Source organism: Flavobacterium sp. HJSW_4 (assembly GCF_042436695.1).
In the GTDB taxonomy this organism is placed as follows: domain Bacteria; phylum Bacteroidota; class Bacteroidia; order Flavobacteriales; family Flavobacteriaceae; genus Flavobacterium.
Genome location: NZ_JBHNPP010000003.1, coordinates 49640 through 73660 on the forward strand (window position 1 = coordinate 49640; position 24021 = coordinate 73660).

Below are 24021 nucleotides of genomic sequence, written 5' to 3' on the forward strand. Positions count from 1 at the left end.
TTTCAGTGCTATTAAAAATATACTTTGCGGGGATGGATTACAAATCTGCACTATCTATGTTGTTGTATCCCTTTGAAATAATCTTCTCCCTTTATTATCAATCTCAGATTTAATTGTATTGCATACAAATATGTCTATTTTCCAATTTGGTTCGCTAACTAAAATATTCGCTGGATCATTATCAAATTCAATAATTAAATTATTAAACATAACTCTCCTTTCATGAATATTACTTACTGGTGCTCTGTAAACATAAACTGCACATCTATTAAAGAAATCTCTAAGGATTCTATATTGATTGCTTCTTTCAACTATATCAAAAGATCGGTGTTTTAGGGTATAATAATCAAATGCTAATCCTTTATTTTTGAAAAAATCATAATATCTATGTGTAAGATTTATATTTTTATCAAAAATAGTTATTTTATTTTTTGTTCTTAATTTATAAATATCTTCTAAAAACAATTTTATGTCATCGTCTGTGTCAAAATCATAAAATCTTTTTGTTAAGCTTATCGGATTGTAGGCTGCTAAATAAAAGAATGTATAATCTTTTGATTTTTTATCAGATAAATTATCCAAGACTGCACTAAATTCATTTTTTAAAGAATTGGCAGCATTATCTGATAAATTCATGTAAATTTCATTACATGTCTTTTCAGCAAGATATTTTTTTTCAGAATCTTGTAAAACTTCATCTAAATTGATTTTTTGAGTTCCTTTATTTATTCCTCTACCGTTCAATAAATGAACCATTTCATCTTGAAACTTTACAAACTCATAACTATCTGGTGAAAATTCAGATTCATAAAGTTCTAGCAACTTTTTATTTACTATGAAGTTATTATTTTCATTGTCAAAAAATAGATGAATTATTTTTTCTGCATCATTTTTGTTTATTTTATTTAAACTTTTAATATATGATGATACTAATTTAGGAGTAATTAATAGGTCCATATTTAATCCAACAAAGCTTTAGACAAAATGTAAGAATTATCGAAAAATCCAGATGCAAAGATTGGTTGTAATTTACCATTATCTTCAATACTATGAACTGTTACGTTTGTTTGTTGTTCGTCTCTTATCATATAATGAATGGTAACATCATTAGGTATAAATTTATCAGATTTCTCTTTAACTAAGACTTGCATTTTTCTAATTATATGTTCACTATGAGTTTCAATAAAATATGAAGTATGTTTTGAAAGACTAAATAAAGTTTCTATTAATTTAGCATGTAGTTTTGGGTGTAAATGAACTTCGGGTTGTTCAATAAATATTATAGAACCTTTTCTTTCTGGAAGAACTTCTGCTAAGTAACACTTAAGTATTATTGGAAGTTGTAATGAAACTCCATATCCTACATCATTTATATTGCTTAATAAATTTTTAATTTTCACCCTTAATTCCCTTACAGGAAGTCGATCATCTTTTAATATTTCTAAATCATTTAATATGCCGAATTTATTCAATACTTTAATAAAATCGGGTAAAATTTCATCATTTGTTTTGCTAAAGAAATTTACAAAATCTTCAATATCATTTATGTGATTAGTTTGTTTGTCATCTTTAACTAAATATATTCTATTAGGAGATGTATTTATCGGATTTATATAGTCAATCTTGTCAATATAGTACTTTAAATAGTTCTGACATATAATCATATATGCAATTGTATAATATATAACGTCAACCTTATTTTTGAAAGTTTCATCATTCTCATAATCTTCCATCTTTTTGTTATTATACTTGATTATTGAATTTACCAAACTGTTAGCAGTTATTAAACTTAAAAAGCCATCTTTTTCATAATTTAAATCTTCTAAAATTATAGTTTCGTTAGTTTTCTTATAAAAAAATTCTAATGTACAAGTGGGACCAAAAAGAGTATTTATTTTTTTATTTTTAATGGTTTTATTATGTATAATTTTAATAGTTCCATATTGGGAATTATTAATCTTTGTCATAATTTTATTATGTTTATCTAGTTCCTTTGTTAAGGAGAAATCAATTTTGGTAGTTGCTTTTGGATCTGGGTTAATTAAAGTTTTAATACTATTTGCAAACTCTAATTTTTCTTTATTTGTGCCTTTAGATTGACCTATGAAAAGAAAACTTCTAAAAAAAATATCATAATCTGCAAATGTGAAACTGAATTCAAGTGGTAAGTTTTCATCGTGATAATATATAGTTTCTTTATAATTGCCTAAATCAGTGTACTTCCCGGTCGTTGCAAAATTACTATCCTTGTAATTATGAATGTCAAAAGTTTGTTTTAACGCTAAGAAGAATTTTATAAGACTACTTTTCCCTGAACTATTTTCTCCAATTAAAATATTCATCTTGGAAAAATCAAAGCTTTGGTCTTTAAAACTTCTATAATTTTTTATATTTAAACTGAACATAAATTTTATTTTTTATTTTTTAACGAGTATTTTTTTAACTTTTATTTTTTATAGTAAATTATCATTGAATTAAAGATAAATAAACTTCCTAAACTTAATGAAATATTTTATTCTTTTTCTTATTAATAAAAACATATTGATTACAATTTACCCATATTCTTTTACAGAAAATTTGTGCTAGTTGTATTTTACCTGTGTAGTTGACCCTCTGTGTAGCTAAGTCTCAAATTACACTATCCAAATGTCTTTAGGTTTTTCATAACTTATCTATATTAGAATTTAAGACTTTTATAAGTAGTTTAACTAATTTTCAAAAAGACAAAAGAGACTTTTTAATCTCTTGCCTAAACCAAGTTTCTTTTTGTAAATAATCATTTACCAATCAATTTCTCAAGCCTAACCATCATTTCCTCTTTCTCCTTCAACATCCTTTCATACAAAGCAATCTTTTCTTCATGAAGCTTTAAAATTTCTTGCAATGGATTAACATTATAAGTACCACCAGAATTACCGATGAATGCTTCATCATGAAAAGTATTAGAAATAATATTTATTGCTTGTTGCTCATCAAAATTCTGAAAAGCTTCAACAGGAATTTTCAATACAGCTGAGATTTGTTTCAGCAAATTGTCTTCAATTACATCTTTCTGCTCCAGCATCGAAATTTTCTTTTGGTTCCAGTCTTCGCCCAGATCATAAGCCAATGCTTCTTGCTTGACGTTAAGCATTTCTCTAAAACGTTTTACGTTTCTTCCTTGATGTATTTTCTGTTCCATAATGAATATCAATTTTCTAAAAGCTCAAGACAAATCTGTTTAGATTAAAAAATCCTGAGTTTCAAAGATAGAAAATTATACTATAAAAACGTGTCTATTTTTGTAAGATAATATATCTGTTTTTAGAATAGTTTATCCTTTCGAAAGAATAGAATTTCGCTGAAAATTTTAAACTAACTACAATGAAAAAGAATAAAATATCCTTTGAAACAAGCTTTTGGGCGGGATATGCGGGAGGAAATCCGTTTAAAGCAATGAATGCCTTTTTTGACTTTGCACATATTGATTATTATAAACAGAATTTAAGCCAAGCGGTACTATACTGTTATAAAAAAGAAATCTACAAACAAGACAATCCTTCAGATGCTTTTGTTTTGTATAGTACTGTAAGCTCTTTTCTCAAAATTTGTTATTGTTTGAAAGAGAAAAGTAAAAAATGGAAAGTCGCAACATCTTCGCGCTCTGAAACGGTTTTTTGTCTTTCTTCTCTAACGAAAGAAGAATACGAAAATCCTTTTATGGTATTTCAAAAAGCATTTGAAGAAAAAACACTTGAAGAATTTGAATTGTTTCTACGTCAAATCCTAGAGTTTTCATTGTCGCCTCATACCACAGATCCCGATCCTGACTTGACAACGCCTTACATTCATTTAATCAAAATGCTCGACGCAGTGGAATTGATGAGAGAAAGGGGAGTTGAGAAAATTTAGTTTTCATCAAAAATTCAGCAAAAAAAGCCGTCTCAAAATTGAGACAGCTTTTTCAAAAGTGAGTATAAATAGCGTGGTTATTTCTTCATTGACCTTTTCTTTTCATCGCTTTTTGCAGAAGGATATTTCGCAAAAGAGATCGCAAAACTAAAATCACCAAATTTATTGTTGTTTACACTATCTCTAGGATACGGCGCAATTGTGCTAAAAACATGGCAATCGTAGCAGGTTTTTGTCGATTGTACATAGGTTTCCATTGTTGAATTTGCCACAATATTTGCCCCGCTCGTCATTGCTGAATTGTTTATTTTTCTTGGAGAAGGAATTGCCGTAGTTGGATCTGCCTGAAAACTTTGTGACCAGATTACATCAACTAATTGGTAATATTGCCAAACCGAATTAGGATAAAATTTTCGGATATTTTGCTGCATTAACGCATTAATAGGCGCTGCATCAATTGGATCGATTTTGTTTATCCTCGTAGTTTGCGTCGGCACAGGACCAGCCTGATTCAGATAATAAGGAGGCGACGTATTTGGCACACACGTGACGACTTTTGTAGAATCTCCGGTAGGGGTTCTAATAACTACATTTTGATTCTTACAATTCGGATTGTAAAAACTATAACCATATTGAGATGGAGGCGTACCGCTTAAGTTGCTCTGATCGGGAGCATTGTCGATCTGCTCAAAAGTAGCCCAAACCCACGTAGGCTGATTTTGTGTTTTATGCAATATGTGAAGTCCTACAAGTGCCACTACTGTATTTCTAAGTTTTTTTGTAATGGGATCCAAAACTGTGGCATTTGACAATTTATATCTTTGCCATTTAGGTGATTTTACATCTTTAACTTCCATCCATGCGGCTTTTAATTCAATTGCACCGACAAATCCGTTGTAGCTGCCTTGAGGAAAATTAATAGGCTGATTTAGTTTTACGGTATCATGCTGAACTTGTGCATTATAGAATCCTTTTTTTACGATATAATCGTAATAGTCTTTATTGAGCATAATTTCGTACCATAAATTAGTGCTGTTTTGTGCACCCATCCAACTTGGTTTTCCAAATGGTGCCGCCTGATCAGGACTAAAACTTACTTCGGCATCGTTTTCTTCAATTTTACTGACAAATGTAAGGAGTTTGGTCTGTGTTTTTTTTAGCAGCATTTTTTGCGATTTGAAAAGTCTGCTATATTCATCTGATACCAAAGTTCCCCATGCTGGTGGTTTTGAACCATCGTCAGGAAATAAAACTTCTCTTGGCATATAGGTTTCCCATTGCACAAAGCCAAAATCGTTTGGAGTTCCAAAACTTGCATTTGGATTCGTGGGCCAATTTAGAGCAATAAATTCTTTCCAAGCAAAACAATTTGCCAACGGCTGATTAAATGATAATAAGTCACCCGGAACGATATTGTTAAATGTAATGGGAAGAATAGCGCTTGGTAAACTTGTAGAATAACAATCGCAAGTATTGGTTTGTGATGTCGGAATCAATTGGTATTGAGAGGCTTCGTTTCCAAGTTCTGCTTTAGAAGCAATAACAGCCAATGGAATTATGACAAGACCTAACCAAAATATTTTTTTAGATAATGTAGTTTTTAAATTCATTGTTTTATTATTTAAATGAAATAAAAAGAGGGAAATATAAGGTTTGAAGCATATCCTTATAACCTATATTTCCCCCGAATTAGTAGATTCGGTAATGATTATCCAACAGTAATTTTTACCGTAATATTTCCAATATTATCTGCAAAGCCAACTCCGTAGATAGCATTTAAATCATCATTAATGCACAACTGCAATTCGCCCTGAAGATTAGCAGGCACAGTAGCGCCCATACCAATAAAAAATACCGTGCTGCCTACTTTTCCTATAAGCGAGCCTTCATTTTTGCCAGGCATTGTGTAGCCAGCTTGAGCAGGAATAAAATATGGATTTCCATCAGCATTATACAATCGTCCGCCATTGTCATTTGGGTTTGCTGTCCAAAGACCGCTTTGATAAGTAACATTTACAGGAGTTCCAGATTGAACAATTACGCCCGTATTTTGCCATTTAACATTAGCTTGCACAGTTGTAGGAGATACGATAAGCATTCCAGGCATTGCAGGACTTTGCTGTTGTCCAGAATTGGTAATGAATATTCCATGAGCACCCGCAGAAGCATTAACACCTACACTAACGCTAATAAACAAAGCGGTATAAGTGCTTGGCATACTGTTTCCTGGCACTGCATAAGTAATGTTATTTTGAACAGAATTTACAACTGCTTTAATATTAGAATCGTCAAAAGTTACAGATGGATAAGTGCTAGGATTACCCGGAACGGCAGTGCAAGTATCGCAAATCAATACCATATTGACTCCGCTTGCCGAATTAAAAATGGTTGGCGGAATAAAAGTACTGTTACTCAAAAGAGAAATAGGATGATTAACAGGATTAGGCACATTAGTTTTGTACATAGCATTAAAATAATCCTGATAGAAAAGCTGTAAAGGCTGAGCAAAAGTAACGTTAGGAGTACCCACAGCATCATAACCTTTAGGAATTGTTGGGCTATTGTAACTGCTGGCAACAATTTGCATTTTAAAAGTTGATGCAACTTGAGATCCCCAATCAATTTTTTCACCTCTGATCGTTATATCGCTGATTGTGTAATTTTTATCTGCTGGAACTTCAAATACAGCGTGCAATATAAAATTACCCGGCATTGGATTACCGTATTGATCATTCAAGGTTTCAGATCCGCGTGCAATTTTCCAAAATGTAGCAGCATTTGTTCCATCTGGAGTTTGATAATGAGTAAAATCAGGCATTTGAATATAAAGTCCCGGTGGATCTGCAAGAGTAACTACCTGTGGCCCTAAATTAGGGATTATTACATTACCAGTTACAAGATTGTTTACCGTACCTCCAATATTAGGATCGCTATTTCGGTTTTTCTGTCCGTATTGCGCATCACACAATAATTCATTGTAAAGTCTTGAAGGCCAAATAGTATTTCCTGTTGTGCCTGATGGATTATTACGCTGTACGGTTGCCGCAGTAGCCAATCCAATTTCTGTTTGCAAAGTATTTGGTGTACTAGTTAAATGTATAGCGCCTCCCAAATTAGCGTTTGATACAGGTCCAGAATTCCATTTATTCAACGGATTGTAAATTGGTCCTCCTGTAGCAGGATTTACAGCGCCTGGTAAACTTAAATCTTCTAATGTGATTTGCGGCTTATTCAATATAGATTGATAAAGCGATAGAACTTTGTTAGGATCAATAATCCAAAGGCTGTTCCAGTATTCTGGATTTTCGCAGGTAAAATCTATACGTGTAATTTTATTTTGAGCATTTCGAGTTACTGCCCATTCGCAATATTCATCTTGCCAACCTCTTGGTCCATAAGGAAAATAAGGAATAGTTTGAGTAGGTGTACCGCATGGATTATTATTAATTAGCGATATCATATTACCAGTATCTGCCATTTGGTTCAATTGATCTTGCGAAGCAGCGGGGAAATTAAAAGCTAATCTTCCTGGAAAAGCAGACCATGTAACATTGTTTACAGCACTTTTAGGATTGTTTTGTATCGGATTGTAGTAGTTTGTGACCGCAGGAGTATTAGTAGTATTCCACGGATTGCTTAGCATACCTTGCTGTGTGAATTCATCCAGATTTGCACTCCACAGCTGATTCATTGCGGTTTGCTTCGAAGGATCTGTTTGAAAATCCTGAATACCAGCTGGTGTTCTAAATTGAAAATTGCTGTTTACATCATTGATTACAGCAACGTCCTCTTGTTCGTTTGTGTTTTTTAGTTCCATAATATTAGTATTTTAAGTGTTAGTCCTACTCGTATGGCTTTTCAGAAGTCGCCCCCGTTTTTTAAAGTGAATTACAGGTCTCCACTTTTTTATGGCTTGAATTGGGAGGTTTTTTGGTGTACAGAAGAGTTGTACAAATAAAGGGGCTTGTAGAGCTTTTTTTTCTGAAGTAAAATTAAAAACAAGAAATGTAAGAATTTAGCGTAAAAACACCTGTTTTATATTATTGGAAGTTAAATAATTGTAAATAAAGGACTATAATTTTTGCTTAAAGCTAAAATACAAGAAGCTATTTCGTTTTGATTCAACTTCTTTTAAAGGATTGAAAAATAGTAACATCCGTTAAATTCTAACCATTTTTATTTTTCTATTTATGGGATTAAGAAGGAATCATTCTAAAATATTTCAAATCGGCTAAGTATTTATAAGTATTAATACTTATATTTGTACGTATAAGTATCTATTTTTTTTGCTTTAAATCTAAAAATGAATTTCTAATCTAAATTTTTAAAATTATGATGGACTACATCACACCTAAGGAGGTTGCCGAAAATATGATGACAACTGCAGTTAATAAATCAAAGTTGAGTATCAAGGATTTATTGATTAGAGGAGCTTTATCGGGAGCTTTGTTGGCAATTTCTGTGGCCCTTGCATTGATGGCGACTACACAAACGTCATTGAGTCTTATCGGAGCATTTGTATTTCCGGTGGGATTTGTAATTATCGTTATTCTTGGACTTGAATTGGTAACAGGAAGTTTTGCATTAGTTCCATTAGCTTGGCTTGAGGGCAAAATATCGGCTTCTAAAATGCTTAAAAATTTATCTTGGGTATTTATAGGCAATTTGCTTGGGAGTTTACTTTTTGCCGTTTTATTTTGGGCAGCTAGCACAGAGACTGGACAAATAAAAGAATTGGGATTAATCGAACAGGCGATAATCAAAATTAGTGAGAAAAAAACCATTGGATATGCAGAACATGGAATGTTGGGACTTTTCTCAGCATTTGTTAAAGCTATTCTATGCAATTGGATGGTTTGCATGGGAGTAATTATGTCCATGACTTCAAAGTCAACATTAGGAAAAATATTAGCAGCAGGTATTCCTATTTTTATCTTTTTTGCATTGGGGTATGAGCATGCCGTAGTTAATATGTTTGTGATTCCCGCAGGAATGATGTTTGGAGCGAAAGTAAGTATAAGCGATTGGTGGCTGTATAACCAGTTAATAGTTACTGCAGGAAATATAGTTGGAGGATTGCTTTTTACAGGTATGGCTATATATTACACGTACACAGCCAAGATAAAATCTACTGTAAATGAGTAAAAAAGTTTTATCTGTAGAGTAGTTTTTTACATTCTGAATGAGAATGCTTATTTTTACAGTTATAATACTTATTTTTTTTGTTATGGAGAAGAGAAATAAATCAGTTCAGTATGAAATCAAAAGAAGATTTTTAATATGTCTGGCATTGTTTTCAGTATTGTCTTTTGGAACTCTTCGCGCTCAGCAGAAATTTACGATTGTGGCTGCAGCTAATCTTAAAATAGCTTTAGATTCTATAAATACTGTTTTTAAAATTCAAAATAAAGGTATAAATCCGCAAATTACTTATGGCGCTTCAGGAAAATTTTATGAACAGATTTCCAGCGGAGCTCCATTTGATTTATTTTTTTCAGCAGATATGGATTATCCTAATAAACTGGAAAGTAATAAAATGACAGCTTCAAAAGTGAAGATGTATGCAACAGGAAAATTGGTTATTTGGAGCAAAAAAACAGATCCGAATAAAGCAAAGATTAATAGTCTTTTAGATGCATCCATTCGAAAAATAGCGATTGGAAATCCTTCAACTGCGCCGTACGGAGAAAAAGCGGTTGAGAGTTTAAAATTCTACAAAATATATGATAAGGTAAAAAGCAAATTGGTTTTTGGAGACAATATTACGCAAGCTACACAATTTGTAACAACAGGAAATGCTGATATCGGAATTACAGCTTTATCTCTTGTCCTGACTCCAAATATGCAGAAAGAAGAAGGGAAATATTATATCATTCCTGAAAAAAGCCATTCACCTTTAGAACAAGGATGTGTAATTTTGAAACATGGAAAAGACAATGCGAATGCTCTAAAATTTTATAATTTTATATCTTCAAAAAAAGCAATTACAATTCTAAAATATTACGGATACGATACAAAGACAAAATGAATGTACTAAAAGGAATTATTTCTGAAATTCAATCTTACGAAGGCATTTCTTTAGTTAAAGTAAAATCAAATAAAAATAGCTTTTCTTCGATTGTTTTAGACACGCCAGATACAGCAGATTATTTAAGTGAAAATAAGACAGTAAAAATTATTTTTAAGGAAACGGAGGTAATTATAGCTAAAGATTTAAATCCATCTATTAGCATTCAAAATCAGATTTTGTGCCGTATAGAATCTATAAAAAAAGGAGTAATTCTTAGTCAGATTGCTTTATCGATGGGAGAAGAAAGTATACAATCTATTATTACGACTAATGCTTGTGAACAATTAGATCTAAAAGAGAACGAAAATGTAATGGCTTTAATAAAAACAAACGAAGTAAGCTTATCTGCCGATGATTAACCTAGATCCATTATGGCTTACTGCAAAACTGGCTTTAATTACTACATTAATTCTTTTTGTGGTTTCAATTCCGCTATGTTATTGGTTGTGTTACAGCCGATTTCGATTAAAAGCCATTATTGAAGCTTTAATAAGTTTGCCTTTAGTTTTACCGCCATCTGTTTTGGGTTTTTATCTTTTAATAGCTTTTAGTCCAGAAAATACTTTCGGTAAATTTCTATCAGACTATTTTGATGTGAGACTGGTTTTTACTTTTGAAGGATTAATTCTCGCTTCCGTTTTGTACAGTTTGCCTTTCATGGTAAATCCGATTTTATCAGGATTAAAAAATCTTTCACCAGCTTTGCAGGAAGCTTCTTTTACTTTAGGCAAATCGAGATTTACGACAGTTACAAAAATTTTACTTCCTAATATTCGCGCTTCTTTATTTACGGGAATCATTATGACATTTGCCCATACTCTTGGAGAATTTGGTGTTGTTTTAATGGTTGGCGGAAGTATTCCGGAGGAGACAAAAGTGGTTTCGATTGCGATTTATGAAGAAGTAGAATCTATGAACTATCAAAATGCGAATATATATGCTGGAATATTGTTTGTTTTTTCTTTTTCAATTCTGTTGGCAGTTCATTTAATTAATAATAAATCCAGAAAAACAATTCTTTATTAATGATACAGTTAGATGCTTACAAAATGCTCCAGACAGCAGATGGCGAATTGCCATTGGATATCTCTCTGACTATTAAAAAAAGAGAATTTGTTGCTATTTACGGAAATTCTGGAGCAGGCAAAACAACCATTCTAAGAATTTTAGCAGGACTTACTGAGGCAGAAAAAACATTAGTAAAAGTAGGAGAATCAATTTGGGATGATTCGAAGAAAAAGTTTCATCTCCCTGTTCAAAAACGTTCTATTGGTTTTGTATTTCAGGATTTTGCATTGTTTCCTAATTTAACTGTAAAGGAAAATTTAGAGTTTGCTTTATCAAAAAATGATTCTAAAGAGATTGTTTCTGAGCTGATTGAATTAATGGAATTACAGTCATTGCAACATAGCAAACCGCAAAATTTATCTGGCGGACAAAAACAGCGCGCGGCATTGGCTAGAGCAATTGTTCGAAAGCCAGAAATACTTTTGTTGGATGAGCCTTTATCAGCATTGGACGATGAAATGAGGTTCAAACTTCAGGATTATATTCTAAAAATTCATCAAAAATATAAATTGACTACTTTAATGGTGAGTCATTCGATTTCGGAAATTTTTAAACTTTCTGATAAGGTTATTGTTGTCGACAAAGGTAAAATTATAAAAGAAGGGATTCCAGAAAGCGTTTTTTCGGAACAGAAAATTAGCAGTAAATTTCAGTTAACAGGAGAGATTATCAGTATTGCTAAAAGTGATATTATTTATGTTGTTCAGGTTTCTTCTGGAAATACGATTGTAAAGGTGATTGCTACAGAAGAAGAGGCAAGAGAATATAAAATTGGACAGAAAGTGCTGGTTGCTTCTAAAGCATTCAATCCTATAATTCAGATTCTGAAATAAGCTATAAAAATCGAAAAACAATTGTGTTTTTTTAAAACCGGTATTCATTTAAAAGCATAATGAAGGTATTAAGGAGTTTTAAATTATTTCTTTTTATAAAAAGATGATGCATATTAAATCACAGTATAAAAAAATGACATTATTGTCTGTGTTAGCAGCGGCTGCATTGTTTATGGCTGTTACTGACGTAGAACCTTTGTATACTGATCCTTATAAGTTAGAATATCCCGATTATTTTGGAAATAGAATCAGTATTCCTGAAGATAATATGACTACAAAACAAGGTGTTTATCTGGGCAGGATGCTGTTTTATGAAACCAAACTTTCTTCAACCAAAACGATTTCTTGTGCAAGTTGCCATCAGCAAAAACTCGCTTTTACAGATGGAAAAGCATTTAGTTCAGGTATAAATGATGTACCGACGAAACGCAGTTCGATGTCATTGGCGAATTTGCTTTGGGTTCGAAATTTTTTCTGGGACGGAAGAGCAAAAGGCTTAGAAGATCAAGCAAAATTTCCTCTTAACGATCCGCACGAAATGGGAGCGTATTTGAATGAAGCCGTTAAGGAACTTCAGAAAACAAAAGAATATCCGCCTCTTTTCAGACAAGCATTTGGAACGGCTGAAATAACGCCAGACAGAATTACAAAAGCAATTGCACAATTTGAGCGCACTTTAATATCGGCAAATTCAAATTATGACAAATATCTTAAAGGCGAATATAAGCCTTCAAAAGAAGAATTAAATGGTATGGAATTGTTTATGAATTCGCCACAGCCAGAAAGAAATATTCGCGGTGCCAATTGCGCGCAATGCCACGGAACACCTAAAATGTACATGGAATTATTTCATAACAATGGTCTTGACACAGAACCAAAAGACATAGGCCGTGAGGAATTGACAGGAATGGCAAATGATCGAGGAAGATTTAGGGTTGCAACGCTTCGCAATATTGCACTTACTGCACCGTATATGCATGATGGTAGATTTAAAAACCTGGAAGAAGTGTTGGATCATTATAATGAACACATTAATGCGAGCAACTCTTTAAGCATATCTTTGAAAGACCGTTCGAACGATCTAAATGGAAAATATCTCGGGCTTACAGCAAATGAAAAATCGGATATTATAAGTTTTCTTAAAATGCTCACGGATTCCACTTTCATTAATGATCCAAAATTTTCAAATCCACATTTGACAAGAAGCAATTAACTTTTAAAACAACAAACATGAAAAAGCATTTTTTAGCCATTACCTTTCTAATAAATTTATTTATTGCTACTATTTCTAACAATTTATATGCACAAAATTCTTCCAAAGAAGCTATTGTAAAAGTTGAAGGAGAGGTTTCAAAAACACTTTCTTTAAGAATTTCAGATTTTGAAAAATTACCGCATGTTGATGCTGTTATGAAAGATCGTGATGGTAAAAATCAACAATATTCTGGAGTACCTGTCATTGAACTATTGAAACAGGCAGGAGTAACACTTGGAAAAGAACTTAAAGGAGAAAATTTGACAAAATATATGCTAGTGCGTGCAAGCGATGGTTATGAAGTTATTTTTTCATTAGCAGAATTAGATCCAGCTTTTACAAACAGAGTCATTATTTTAGCCGATAAAAAAGACGGAAAACCATTAGAAAATGGAGTAGGCCCCTTCCGTTTAGTTGTTCCTGACGAAAACAGACCAGCACGCTCTGTTCATGAAGTTTCGCACTTAATCATTCGATTTGCAAAAGATTAAAAATAAGCTTTAAATATAATACCTTTTTCAGCAGTTTTTTGCTAAGTGTTCCAATCTGCGAATACTTTAGAGTATATAGATTTGGTTGTATAAGCCTGAAAATTTATTTTCAGGCTTTTTTATTTTAAGCATTTCAAGAATTATCAAGTTTATTCTAATAAAAGAACAATTAGCTTACTTTTTGGTGAATTTGTAAAATAATCCTTCAAATATCATACTGAATTTCAAATTTCCAAGGTTTCAGCATCTGGACTACCTATTTGTGTTAAAACTGCACCATATAGGTGTTCCAATGTTGCGATATTTTTGTCACGCAATAATGCACTAATAAAACAAATTTAATATGGAAACGAACGAAAAAAAATTCTCATCTAAGGACTTTCACCAAACTTTTGCACGACCAACTTTTGTTATGCCTGACAAATTAATCCACCGAAATGTTGAAAATGCAGGAGAGCATAACCAATTCTCTACCGAAAGAAAACACCCTGTATTTTTTGTGGATCTTCCAAGCAAAAATGTCAGTATGACTATCGGCGGACTGCTTCCAGGACAGTTGACCAACAGACACCGTCATACTTACGAGACGCTTTTATATGTTATTGAAGGAGCAGGATTTACAGAAATTGAAGATCAAAAAGTAGAATGGAAAGCAGGGGATGCAGTATATATTCCAGCATGGACTTGGCATAGACACCAAAACTTAAGCGATACTGAAAGTGCAAAATATATTGCTACAGAAAATGCTCCTCAGCTTCAGAACCTTGGTGTAGCTTTAAGAGAAGAAGAAGGAAGGGATTTATAATTAAAATAAAAGTAAAAAATGAAAAACACGCAGTTCAAAGGTATCATCTCATATCCAATCACTCCATTTGATCATAATGAAAAAGTAGATATTCCATTATACAAACAGCTACTAGAACGGTTAATTACTGCCGGCTCTCACGCAGTTGCTCCTTTGGGAAGCACTGGAGTAATGCCTTATCTTAACGATGAAGAAAAATTGGCAATCACCAAGGCTACAGTTGAACAGGTTAATGGCAGAGTTCCAATTTTAGTTGGAGTATCAAACTTGACAACTGAAAGAACAATTTATCATGCAAAGGAAGCTGAGAAGGCTGGTGCTGATGCCGTGATGATTATTCCTATGAGTTATTGGAAACTTAGTGATGATGAAATTGTAAAACATTATGATGCAGTAGCAAAAGAAATTTCTATTCCGATAATGGCTTACAATAACCCTGCAACAGCAGGTATTGATATGTCTCCAACTTTACTGAAAAGGATTCTTGAAATTCCTAATGTCACTATGATTAAGGAAAGTACAGGAGATGTACAGCGAATGCATTATCTTAAAAAGGAATTGGGAGATAGCGTTGCTTTTTATAACGGGTCAAATCCTCTTGCGCTTTCTGCCTTTGCCGCAGGCGCGACAGGATGGTGTACTGCAGCTCCAAATTTGATTCCCGAATTGAATATTGCTTTATATGACGCGGTCCAGAAAAATGATTTTAACGAAGCTCAGAAATTATTCTACAAACAGATCAATCTTTTAAGGTTTATTGTAGAAAAAGGTTTGCCTCGAGCTATTAAGGCAGGTTTAAATCTTCAGGGAATTGACGGAGGACAATTAAGGAAACCACTTCAGCCTTTAAATGATCAAGAGGTTGCACAGCTAAAAGATATACTTGATTCACTTCAATAGATTTTCATTAGTAAAAAGGAACAGCAGCTATTTCGAGTGCTGTTCCTTTTTTTATCTAGAAATTTTGTGATAGAAAAACCAATTATTTATTGTTTTTCAACTTTTTAAAATCCTCTATATATAAACCTTTTGCAGTATTTGTAGGGTTGAATGCCGCAAGATTGTCAATTTTTAATGAAAAAGAAGGATTGGCGTTTTTTGCTGTAGCTTGAATAGTTTGGCCTGTAATTAATTCGAGAGCTTTATTCAAATAAGGATCTTTTACATTTCCAAATTCAACCAGATTTAAGAAGGTGCTATATGGATTAATTTCGTGATCAGGTATAATTTTCGCTGGATTTGGGTCTTTGTCTTTGTTATAATATGAAAATGTAATAGGCTGTAATTGCCATTTGTGTTTAGTGTTTCGATTGGCATAGGAGGTATAATCAGAAGCGGGAGAATCGTATAGTGTGTTGGATCCTACAAATTTGCCAACCGTTTCTTCGCCTATTGTGATTACGTTAATGTATTTTTTTAGACATTGTATGGTGAGTTCGCTGGCAGAAGCGGTTTGAAAACTTACCAGTACATATATATTTGTCAAAGCAAGGCTGTTTATAGTTTCTTCTCTCTGAAAAGTTGGTTCGTTATCAACCAGATTAAAAATGTTTACTTTATCGGAAAGATTTTCAAAGCCGTCTTCACTATTGTGTTTATTATTGAAGTCTAAGTAAATATATGGTTTGTTGGTAAAACCTCCATTAATCATTTGCGCCAGAGCAACTGCAGTTTCTAATGAACCACCTCCATTGTATCTTAAATCTAAAACCAATTCGTTAATTCCATCTAATCCCATTTTATAGAAAGCCGCATTAAGCTCGTCATTATAATCTGACTTGAAAGCATTAAACACCAGATAACCAATGTTCTTTGTTCCGTATACTTTCTTTTCGTAATAAGCAATCGGATTTTCATCAATATCAGCTTTGGTTACAGTTACAGTTCCTGCTTTGTCTGTGGTTACCAAACTATTGCTTGTAAATTGCACGCTTGCTGCCAGAGTAATGGTGAGTTGTGTGTTTTCTAGTTGGTCATAATTACTTGTAGTAAGCTGGCTTCCATTTATTTTTGTAATAACGTCACCTCTTTTCAATCCTGCCAAAGCTGCTGGTGAGCCAGGTACAATGTAGTTAATTAACGCTACCATATTTATATTAGATGCATCTTTAGGATAAATTGCATAACTAAAACCGCCTTTTTTTTCAACTTCTGCAATTTTTGAAACTTGCACTATCTCATTACTGTTTTCAATCCAGGAGAATCTATCAACACTTCTTCTTTGATATAGAAGTGAATAAAAAAGCGCATCGGGAGTTTTTCCATTGATAAAATTGTTATATGCAGTAGTAGAAGTGATTTTGCTGTCAGACAAATCGGCAACGTTGGACTGCCAATAATACCAGGAATTCATAGCTTTCCAAACAAAGTTGTTAATCTCGTCAGGCTGTGTAGTTGTGGCTTCTTTAGCATCAGAATCAGAATCCTTGCTGCAAGCTGTAAAAACCAATCCTACAAGTAATGTTTTAACAATATATTTTAATTTCATTATTTTTGCGATCGTTTAATTTAAGTTAAATTTGTTGGGTGTAAAAACGCTAAAAATATGAAAAATAGTATTCCTAAAGCCGTCTTTTTCTTGTTTTCTTTTGGACTTTTTTTCCTTTTTTCCTGTTCCAAACAGCTTTTAGATGTTAAAAATCAAACGTATAAAAGTTATAACAGTAATAGTGAAAGAGGATATAAAGTTAGTTTTGTATTAAATGACACTGCTATTGTTCCTAAATCGGTTGTTATTAATGGTATTATTCAAGATATATCTATGGCAAATAAAAGTGGGGATACTTACCAAGTAAATGTTATTGCACAAACTGCCTTAATTCGTAACTACAAAGTAAAATTAGATAAAAAAGAAAATGGAATTTATTTTGAGAAAAATTCAAATATATTTTTTCAACCTGTAAAATTCAAATTAATTACAGACTAAGGTCGTAAGGGGTAAATGTTAAAAGGAGACAAGAAGTAACACCTTTTTTCTAATTCATTTTATTTAAGCTTTTAAACTCTACAGGCGCCATTCCTACTTTCTGTTTAAACAGTCTTGTAAAGTGCTGTTGATATTTAAAACCAAGTTCATCAGACACTTCTGTGATGGTTTTATTCTGCTCTAATATTTTTTCTTTAGCAAGTTCAATTAATTTTGACTGTATATAATCTAATGCAGTGCTGCCTGTTTCTTTCTTAATCAAATCACCAAAGTAATTAGCAGACAAGTTTAGCTGATCGGCAAAATACCCCACAGACGGCAGACCGATTAAAGCAGGTTTGTCTGATAAGAAATATTCACTCAGCTGATTTTCAAATCGGGTTAAAATATCGTTGTTAACATGTGTTCGGGTAATAAACTGACGGTCGTAAAAACGCATGCAGTATTTAAGAAAAAGTTCAATATTCGATACTATTAAGCTTTTGCTGTGCTTATCGATGTTCAATTCAATTTCAGTTGCAATTTTATCAAAACAGTCATTAATAACGGCACTTTCTTTTTTAGAAAGATGGAGCGCTTCATTGACTTCATAAGAAAAGAAGGAGTACTCTTTAATTGTTTTTCCATGATTAGTTCCCGCAATCAGATCAGGATGAAAAACCAGTGCTTTGCCTTTTGGAGTAATCTTTTCACCTTTCGTATCTATGCCATAAACCTGTCCAGGCGCAATAAAAACTAATGTTCCGTCATCATAATCATAAGGCTGGCAACCGTACCTAATATCCCCACACTTTACTTCTTTTAGAAATACAGCATAAACCCCCATGTAACGGCGGAAATAGCTAAATGGCGGAATGTTCTTGAAATCTACCACAGTTACAAGCGGATGCAGCGTATCAGCACCCACCGAATCATTATACTGTTTTACGGTATCAAATCTTTCTACAGAACTCATAATAGTAATTTTTACACAAAGGTATTGAATCTAACGCCCTTTTGTATGCCTTAAATAGCGAATCAGTAAAAGTGGTAAGTACAACCGTAGAATGTATAAGCGCTGTCTTTCAGCTTATAGTGAACTTTGTAAAAGTTAAATGAACATTGAATTGCGAAGGTTTTCTTTGGAAAAGATAGATATGTATAACAGAAATATAAAAAATTAAAAATTGATATGGAAAAATCAAGAAGAAAGTTTCTGCAGCAGGCAGCATTGGCCGGAACTGGTTTAGCACTTGCGGATGTTTCAGGTCTGCTTGCCAGCGAAAGAAATAATAAAAATAACGAAATTAAAAATGGTACTATGGACAAATTGATAAAATCAAAAGGGTATGCAGGAACAGATAAAGAATCACCTCTTAAATCTTGGGAATTCGAACGCAGAGCAGTAGGCGATTATGATATTCTTATAGATATTAAATTCTCAGGGATATGCCATTCGGATATTCATACTATCAGAGACCACTGGGGACCACAAAAATATCCACAGGTGCCTGGGCATGAAATTGCGGGAGTTGTTGCAGCAGTGGGTAAAAAAGTAACCAAATTTAAAGTAGGAGATAAGGCAGGTGTTGGTTGTATGGTAAACAGTTGTATGGAATGTACGAGCTGTAAAAATGGAGAAGAACATCATTGCGAAACTACAGGTATGGTAGGGACTTACGGTGCTTCAGATGCTACATCACCAAGTGGTATTACGCAAGGGGGATATTCAAACAATATTGTGGTTATAGAACATTTTGCTATAAAGATTCCTCAAAATATAGATCTGCAATATGCTGCACCGTTATTGTGCGCGGGTATCACAACGTATTCTCCGATGATGAAAACAGGAATAAAAAAAGGGGATAAAGTCGGTGTTATTGGTATTGGAGGACTTGGACACCTTGCCGTGAAAATAGCAGTAGCAAAAGGTGCTGATGTATATGCTTTTACAACTTCTGCTGATAAAGTAAACGATATCAAATCATTCGGAGCTAAAGAAGTAATTATTGTTGATGAAAAACAGAAGCAGCTTAAACCGCTTTTTGGGAAATTGGATTATATCATTTCTACTGTGCCTTACGCTTATGAGATGTCAAATTACATTTCGTGCGTTAAACCAAACGGATTTTTCACTCAGGTTGGACAGCCAATAAATGGCGAACTGACGATCAATAATTTCAATATGATATTTAACCGCGTTAATTTCAACGGTTCGCTTATTGGAGGCATTCCAGAAACTCAGGAAGTAATAGATTACTGCGCACTTAATAAAATCTATCCCCAAATCGAGATTATCAAGGCAAATGAAATTAATGACGCTTGGGATAAAGTAGTAAATAAAAAAGCACGTTACCGCTATGTAATTGATGCTTCAACGTTTTAAAAAATAAAAGAAATGAAAGAAGATTTTAAAGACAAAGTAGCAGTAGTAACAGGCGCTTCAATGGGTATGGGACTTGCTGCAGCTAAAGCATTTGCTGCAACCGGGGCATATGTAGCTTTGGTAGATATATTAGATGCCAGCTCACAAGCGGAAGAACTGAAAGCCGCAGGACATAAAGCTGAAGCATTCACCTGTGATGTTGCAGATGAAGAACAGGTTAAAAGCACAATTGAAAAAATAGTAAAACAGTTCGGAAGCATTGATTTTGCCTTTAACAACGCAGGAATACAGGCACCGCCTCAAGAACTTGCTGATGTGAGTAATGAAATATACGACCGTACTCTGAATGTAAATCTAAAAGGAGTGTGGAATTTTATGAAATACGAATTGCAGCAGATGCGCAAGCAGGGAAGCGGAGCTATTGTAAACAATTCTTCATTAGGAGGATTGGTTGGAGTTCCAGGACGTGCAGCTTATCATGCCTCTAAACATGGTATTTTAGGGATGACAAAAAGTGCTGCTTTGGAGTATGCGCCTCAGAATATCAGAATTAATGCAGTCTGTCCAGGAATTATCATTACGCCAATGGTAGAGGATATGCTGGTTAATCAAGCGGATGAAATGGAAATATTAGTACAGCAGCTTCCTATTAAACGTTTAGGCAAGGCTGAGGAAATTGCCGATGTAGTGCTTTGGCTTTGCAGCAGCGCATCTACCTATGTAATCGGACAGGCTATTTCTGTTGATGGAGGTTATACAGTACAGTAATTTGAAACTATTGATTGTTCATTTTATTGGATGTCAAATATTTAGTAAATTTAATCAATTAAGTAATGAAATTAAGAATACAGATAGGAGATAAACTGGCAGAAGCAGTTTTGCATGACAATCCCACAAGTCTGGACTTTGCTGCGTTATTGCCTTTAACATTGACTTTGAGAGATTACAATAATACAGAAAAAGTAAGTGATTTAAGCAAAAGACTTACCACTCAGAGTGCGCCAAACGGCTATACGGCATCTGTTGGTGATCTTACTTACTATGCACCTTGGGGCAATCTTGCATTGTTCTATAAAAATTTCACTTATGCAACGGGTTTGGTTTCTTTAGGTAAGATTACAAGTGGCATGGAAGCCTTTAATACGAAAGAAGCTGTAATAGTAAAAATAGAATTGGAATAGAACCAACTATGAAAAAAACAATTTTAGCATGCCTGATTATAAGCGGAGCTTTACTATCATCGGGATGCAGTATTAATAAAATTAAAAAAGAGATGACAGAGCAAAACAACAATTCGATTTTTCCAAAAGGAGATAAATTATCAAATGACTGGTTTACAGGAAATGCTTTTCTAACGCCATTATTAGCAAAAGATAAAAACAACGAGTTTGCAATGGGAAGCGTAACATTTGAGGAAGGAGCAAGAACCAATTGGCACACGCATCCGAAAGGACAGGTATTAATTGTGACGGAAGGAGAAGGTTTTTATCAGGAAAAAGGAAAACCAGCCAGAAATATTAAAAAAGGTGATGTGGTAAACATTCCAGAAAACGTAGAACATTGGCATGGTGCATCGGCAAAAAACAAATTGGTTCATATAGCCATTACGAATTATTCGGGCGACACCAATGTGATCTGGCTTGAAGCAGTTTCGGAAGAGGATTATAAAAATGTAAATAAATAACGGTAAATTATGAGAAACAAAAGAAAATTTCTGCTGATACTATTTTTTGTTTTCATGTTAATTGCAAATACAATGGGTGCACAAAATTCTATAAATAAATCCTTAAATACTCAGGAACAAAGTATTGTAACAATTTCAGCACTAACATCAGTTGGTGATATTGAGCTTTTAAAAGTTGAATTAAACAACGGCCTTAATGCTGGTCTTACCATAAATGAAAGCAAAGAGATATTGGTTCAGCTTTATGCATATTGTGGTTTTCCGCGAAGCTTAAACGGAATCAATACTTTTATGGCTGTTTTGGAAGAAAGAAAAGCAAAAGGGATTCAGGATAAAGAAGGAAAAGAAGTCTCTAAAATTGATACTACATTAGACAAGTATCAATCGGGAAAACAAAATCTACAGAAACTTACAGGCATTGAAGAAAAGGAATTGAAGGGCGCAAATGCATTTGTACCAGCAATTGATACTTTTTTAAAGGAACACTTGTTTGCCGATATCTTTAATCGCGATGTACTGACTTTTGAGCAGAGAGAATTGACAACTATAGCGGCTCTCGCTTCAATGTCTGGTGTAGCTCCTCAATTACAAGCTCATATTGGAATCGGTATGAACACTGGAATTACAGAAACGCAATTATTGCAAGCTTTCGATTTAATCGAAAAACATATTGGAAAACAGCAGGCCGATACAGCTAGGGAAGTTTTGGCAAAAGTAATAGCAATAAAACAAAACAAATAATTAGTTTATGAAAAAGGCATCGATAACTCCATCTGGATTATTTCTTTTTATATTTTTTTCATTGTTAAACAGCAATATCGTTTCTGCACAAAAAAAAGATCAAATGGTTCGAATGTCTGAAATTGAAATAGTGCCAGAATATCTGGAAGAATACAAAGCAATTCTTAAAGAAGAATCGGAAGCATCTGTTCGTTTAGAACCGGGAGTAATTGCAATTTTCCCGATGTTTCAAAAGGAGAATCCAAATCAGGTAAGAATTTTAGAGATTTATGCTGATAAAGAATCGTATCAATCACATTTGAAAACACCACATTTCTTAGTCTACAAAACTTCTACACTTAAAATGGTTAAATCATTAAAACTTGTAGATATGGATGTTTTGGATGAGAACACAATGCTAGAGATCTTTAAAAAAATATAGATAATATTTATAGAAGGTCTTTAGTTGTTTCCGATAACATGATTAAAAGTCTCCAAATGAATAATTGCAAAGCCTTAGTTTTATCTAAGGCTTTTTGTTAGCTATTTGTTTCTAAATATTTTTTTAATATGTAATTGTTTGTTAATTAGGTTTTTCGTATATTTATGAAGCAATAAATAAAAAACAAAGCTATGCAAAAACATTACTTTCTTTTATTTCTTTTGTTGACTTTGCCTTCCGCCAAAGTTGTTTCACAAACCAATTATGGTCTTCAAAAATCCCTTCAAACAGCAAAAAAAAATAATCTCGTTCTAAAAGGTCAATACTATGATGTAGATATTGCCGAAAGCGATATTGTAACGGCGAAATTAAGACCAAATCTAATTTTTGGATTCAATTATATTGGTGTTGCAAAAGAACAAAATTATGCGCCAAATACAGGTTTTTTGAATAGTGCAAATACCCAAACCAATTTGCAATTGGGTAAAGTTTTTCAGCTTGCGGGAACACGCAAAAATAAGATTGATTTTGCGAGTCAGAACTCAGTTTTAACACAAAAAAACTACAATGAAATAGAACGTAATCTTTTTCAGGATGTAGGTTTAAAATGGGTTGATGTCTGGGCGGCGCAAAAGCAATTAGAAATTGTGAAAAAAGCTGGCGGTAACTTAGATAGTTTGGTAATTATAAATAAAGTGCGATTAAAAAATCAAGTAATTACAGAAACAGATTTGAATCGTACCACTTTGCTGGCCAATCAATATGCATTAGAGATAAAAAAATCAGAACAAAATTTAAAAAACGAATTGCTCAGTCTTAAATATTTACTGGGTACTCAGGAAGAAATAAATATTGATTCTACTGATGATTTTGTATTTGTTTTGCCTTCAAATTTAGAAGAATTTTTGCAGGAAGGTTTAGATAAGCGAACTGATGTTTTGGCTTCTAAATCAATATTAGATGTTGCCAATACCAATATTAATCTTCAAAAATCATTAGCTTATCCGCAGCCTGAACTGGGATTGATTTATAATCCACAAAATACCATTCCGTATGTTGGTTTGTACGGTACTGTTGAACTTCCGTTTTTTTCGAGAAATCAGGGTGAAATAAAAAAATCAAGTTATTTAAAACAACAAGCTGAGCAGAATCTAGAAGCTACGCAGGTTTTAATTCGTACAGAAATAACCAATGCATTTAATGCTTACCAGATTCAAAAAAGCAATCTTGAAAATTTTAAAGAATTGCTGCCCAAATCAGAAAATATTTTAAAGAGTGTAAAGTATTCTTATTTAAGAGGAGGTACTACCATTATTGATTTTCTGGAAGCACAACGCAGCTGGCTCGATATACAGCAGCAATATTATGATTCGATGCAAGAATACAGAAGAAGTTACATTACACTACTTTATACTTCAGGTTTAATTAATCAAATAGCACAATGATGATTCTTGCAGTCGTTGAGATTCAT

Annotated in this window: 25 protein-coding genes; 18 read left to right on the forward strand and 7 right to left on the reverse strand. The window is 33.2% G+C overall.

Features of this window, described 5'->3' with window-relative positions; all coding sequences use genetic code 11:
* Positions 1 to 54: 54 nt before the first annotated feature.
* The 3 genes from ACE01P_RS03525 to ACE01P_RS03535 form a co-directional block, all read right to left on the reverse strand.
* Positions 55 to 957 (reverse strand): hypothetical protein, encoded by a 903-nt coding sequence (locus tag ACE01P_RS03525; RefSeq protein ID WP_379694239.1) that lies wholly within the window; start codon positions 955 to 957, stop codon positions 55 to 57.
* Between the two features lie 2 nt (positions 958 to 959).
* Positions 960 to 2405, reverse strand: a complete 1446-nt coding sequence (locus ACE01P_RS03530; protein WP_379694241.1) for a DUF3696 domain-containing protein — start codon at positions 2403 to 2405, stop codon at positions 960 to 962.
* Positions 2406 to 2776: 371 nt separating this feature from the next.
* Positions 2777 to 3181, reverse strand: a complete 405-nt coding sequence (locus ACE01P_RS03535) for an XRE family transcriptional regulator (RefSeq protein WP_379694243.1) — start codon at positions 3179 to 3181, stop codon at positions 2777 to 2779.
* 182 nt (positions 3182 to 3363) lie between these two features.
* Here ACE01P_RS03535 and ACE01P_RS03540 point away from each other — a divergent pair, with 182 nt between their 5' ends.
* Positions 3364 to 3891 (forward strand): hypothetical protein, encoded by a 528-nt coding sequence (locus ACE01P_RS03540; RefSeq protein ID WP_379694246.1) that lies wholly within the window; start codon positions 3364 to 3366, stop codon positions 3889 to 3891.
* 77 nt (positions 3892 to 3968) lie between these two features.
* On the opposite strand, the gene ACE01P_RS03545 is transcribed toward ACE01P_RS03540, so the two are convergent.
* On the reverse strand, positions 3969 to 5501 hold the full coding sequence (locus tag ACE01P_RS03545; RefSeq protein WP_379694248.1) for a hypothetical protein: 1533 nt from the start codon (positions 5499 to 5501) through the stop codon (positions 3969 to 3971).
* A 98-nt stretch (positions 5502 to 5599) separates the two neighbouring features.
* The gene (locus tag ACE01P_RS03550; RefSeq protein ID WP_379694250.1) at positions 5600 to 7708 is read right to left on the reverse strand and encodes a hypothetical protein; all 2109 of its coding nucleotides are present in this window, start codon (positions 7706 to 7708) and stop codon (positions 5600 to 5602) included.
* A gap of 515 nt (positions 7709 to 8223) precedes the next feature.
* Between ACE01P_RS03550 and ACE01P_RS03555 the strand changes: the two genes are divergently transcribed.
* The 9 genes from ACE01P_RS03555 (at position 8224) to ACE01P_RS03595 (ending at position 15313) form a co-directional block, all read left to right on the forward strand.
* Positions 8224 to 9036 (forward strand): formate/nitrite transporter family protein, encoded by an 813-nt coding sequence (locus ACE01P_RS03555; RefSeq protein WP_379694252.1) that lies wholly within the window; start codon positions 8224 to 8226, stop codon positions 9034 to 9036.
* A gap of 82 nt (positions 9037 to 9118) precedes the next feature.
* Positions 9119 to 9919, forward strand: a complete 801-nt coding sequence (gene modA, locus ACE01P_RS03560; RefSeq protein WP_379694254.1) for a molybdate ABC transporter substrate-binding protein — start codon at positions 9119 to 9121, stop codon at positions 9917 to 9919.
* Positions 9916 to 10320 (forward strand): molybdopterin-binding protein, encoded by a 405-nt coding sequence (locus ACE01P_RS03565; protein ID WP_379694256.1) that lies wholly within the window; start codon positions 9916 to 9918, stop codon positions 10318 to 10320. Before modA ends, ACE01P_RS03565 begins: the two co-directional genes overlap by 4 nt.
* The gene (gene modB, locus ACE01P_RS03570) at positions 10313 to 10987 is read left to right on the forward strand and encodes a molybdate ABC transporter permease subunit (protein WP_379694258.1); all 675 of its coding nucleotides are present in this window, start codon (positions 10313 to 10315) and stop codon (positions 10985 to 10987) included. The genes ACE01P_RS03565 and modB overlap by 8 nt, the downstream gene beginning before the upstream one ends.
* On the forward strand, positions 10987 to 11862 hold the full coding sequence (locus ACE01P_RS03575) for an ABC transporter ATP-binding protein (protein WP_379694260.1): 876 nt from the start codon (positions 10987 to 10989) through the stop codon (positions 11860 to 11862). The genes modB and ACE01P_RS03575 overlap by 1 nt, the downstream gene beginning before the upstream one ends.
* Positions 11863 to 11995: 133 nt before the next feature.
* Entirely contained in the window at positions 11996 to 13075 is a 1080-nt protein-coding gene (locus ACE01P_RS03580) for a cytochrome-c peroxidase (RefSeq protein WP_379694262.1), read from the forward strand.
* Positions 13076 to 13092: 17 nt separating this feature from the next.
* Positions 13093 to 13608, forward strand: a complete 516-nt coding sequence (locus ACE01P_RS03585) for a molybdopterin-dependent oxidoreductase (RefSeq protein WP_379694264.1) — start codon at positions 13093 to 13095, stop codon at positions 13606 to 13608.
* Positions 13609 to 13951: 343 nt separating this feature from the next.
* Positions 13952 to 14413: a cupin domain-containing protein gene (locus ACE01P_RS03590; protein WP_379694266.1), complete on the forward strand. Its 462-nt coding sequence runs from the start codon at positions 13952 to 13954 to the stop codon at positions 14411 to 14413.
* An 18-nt stretch (positions 14414 to 14431) separates the two neighbouring features.
* The gene (locus ACE01P_RS03595; protein WP_379694269.1) at positions 14432 to 15313 is read left to right on the forward strand and encodes a dihydrodipicolinate synthase family protein; all 882 of its coding nucleotides are present in this window, start codon (positions 14432 to 14434) and stop codon (positions 15311 to 15313) included.
* Between the two features lie 82 nt (positions 15314 to 15395).
* Here ACE01P_RS03595 and ACE01P_RS03600 read toward each other — a convergent pair whose 3' ends face one another.
* Complete coding sequence (locus ACE01P_RS03600) at positions 15396 to 16901, reverse strand: S41 family peptidase (RefSeq protein WP_379694272.1); 1506 nt, start codon at positions 16899 to 16901, stop codon at positions 15396 to 15398.
* 57 nt (positions 16902 to 16958) lie between these two features.
* Between ACE01P_RS03600 and ACE01P_RS03605 the strand changes: the two genes are divergently transcribed.
* Positions 16959 to 17339, forward strand: a complete 381-nt coding sequence (locus tag ACE01P_RS03605; protein ID WP_379694276.1) for a hypothetical protein — start codon at positions 16959 to 16961, stop codon at positions 17337 to 17339.
* Positions 17340 to 17388: 49 nt separating this feature from the next.
* Here the strand turns inward: ACE01P_RS03605 and ACE01P_RS03610 are convergent, their stop codons facing one another.
* The gene (locus ACE01P_RS03610) at positions 17389 to 18294 is read right to left on the reverse strand and encodes a helix-turn-helix domain-containing protein (protein ID WP_379694277.1); all 906 of its coding nucleotides are present in this window, start codon (positions 18292 to 18294) and stop codon (positions 17389 to 17391) included.
* Positions 18295 to 18510: 216 nt separating this feature from the next.
* Here ACE01P_RS03610 and ACE01P_RS03615 point away from each other — a divergent pair, with 216 nt between their 5' ends.
* From ACE01P_RS03615 to ACE01P_RS03645, 7 genes are all read left to right on the forward strand, one after another.
* Positions 18511 to 19704 (forward strand): NAD(P)-dependent alcohol dehydrogenase, encoded by a 1194-nt coding sequence (locus ACE01P_RS03615; protein ID WP_379694280.1) that lies wholly within the window; start codon positions 18511 to 18513, stop codon positions 19702 to 19704.
* 12 nt (positions 19705 to 19716) lie between these two features.
* Positions 19717 to 20472: an SDR family NAD(P)-dependent oxidoreductase gene (locus ACE01P_RS03620; RefSeq protein WP_379694283.1), complete on the forward strand. Its 756-nt coding sequence runs from the start codon at positions 19717 to 19719 to the stop codon at positions 20470 to 20472.
* A 65-nt stretch (positions 20473 to 20537) separates the two neighbouring features.
* A complete protein-coding gene (locus ACE01P_RS03625) occupies positions 20538 to 20885 on the forward strand; it encodes a cyclophilin-like fold protein (RefSeq protein WP_379694285.1) in 348 nt (115 codons plus the stop codon).
* 8 nt (positions 20886 to 20893) lie between these two features.
* A complete protein-coding gene (locus tag ACE01P_RS03630; protein WP_379694287.1) occupies positions 20894 to 21388 on the forward strand; it encodes a cupin domain-containing protein in 495 nt (164 codons plus the stop codon).
* 9 nt (positions 21389 to 21397) lie between these two features.
* Positions 21398 to 22129, forward strand: coding sequence for a carboxymuconolactone decarboxylase family protein (locus ACE01P_RS03635; protein ID WP_379694290.1), 732 nt, complete (start codon positions 21398 to 21400; stop codon positions 22127 to 22129).
* Positions 22130 to 22136: 7 nt separating this feature from the next.
* A complete protein-coding gene (locus ACE01P_RS03640; protein WP_379694292.1) occupies positions 22137 to 22550 on the forward strand; it encodes a putative quinol monooxygenase in 414 nt (137 codons plus the stop codon).
* Between the two features lie 191 nt (positions 22551 to 22741).
* Positions 22742 to 23995 (forward strand): TolC family protein, encoded by a 1254-nt coding sequence (locus tag ACE01P_RS03645; protein WP_379694294.1) that lies wholly within the window; start codon positions 22742 to 22744, stop codon positions 23993 to 23995.
* Positions 23996 to 24021: the final 26 nt, after the last annotated feature.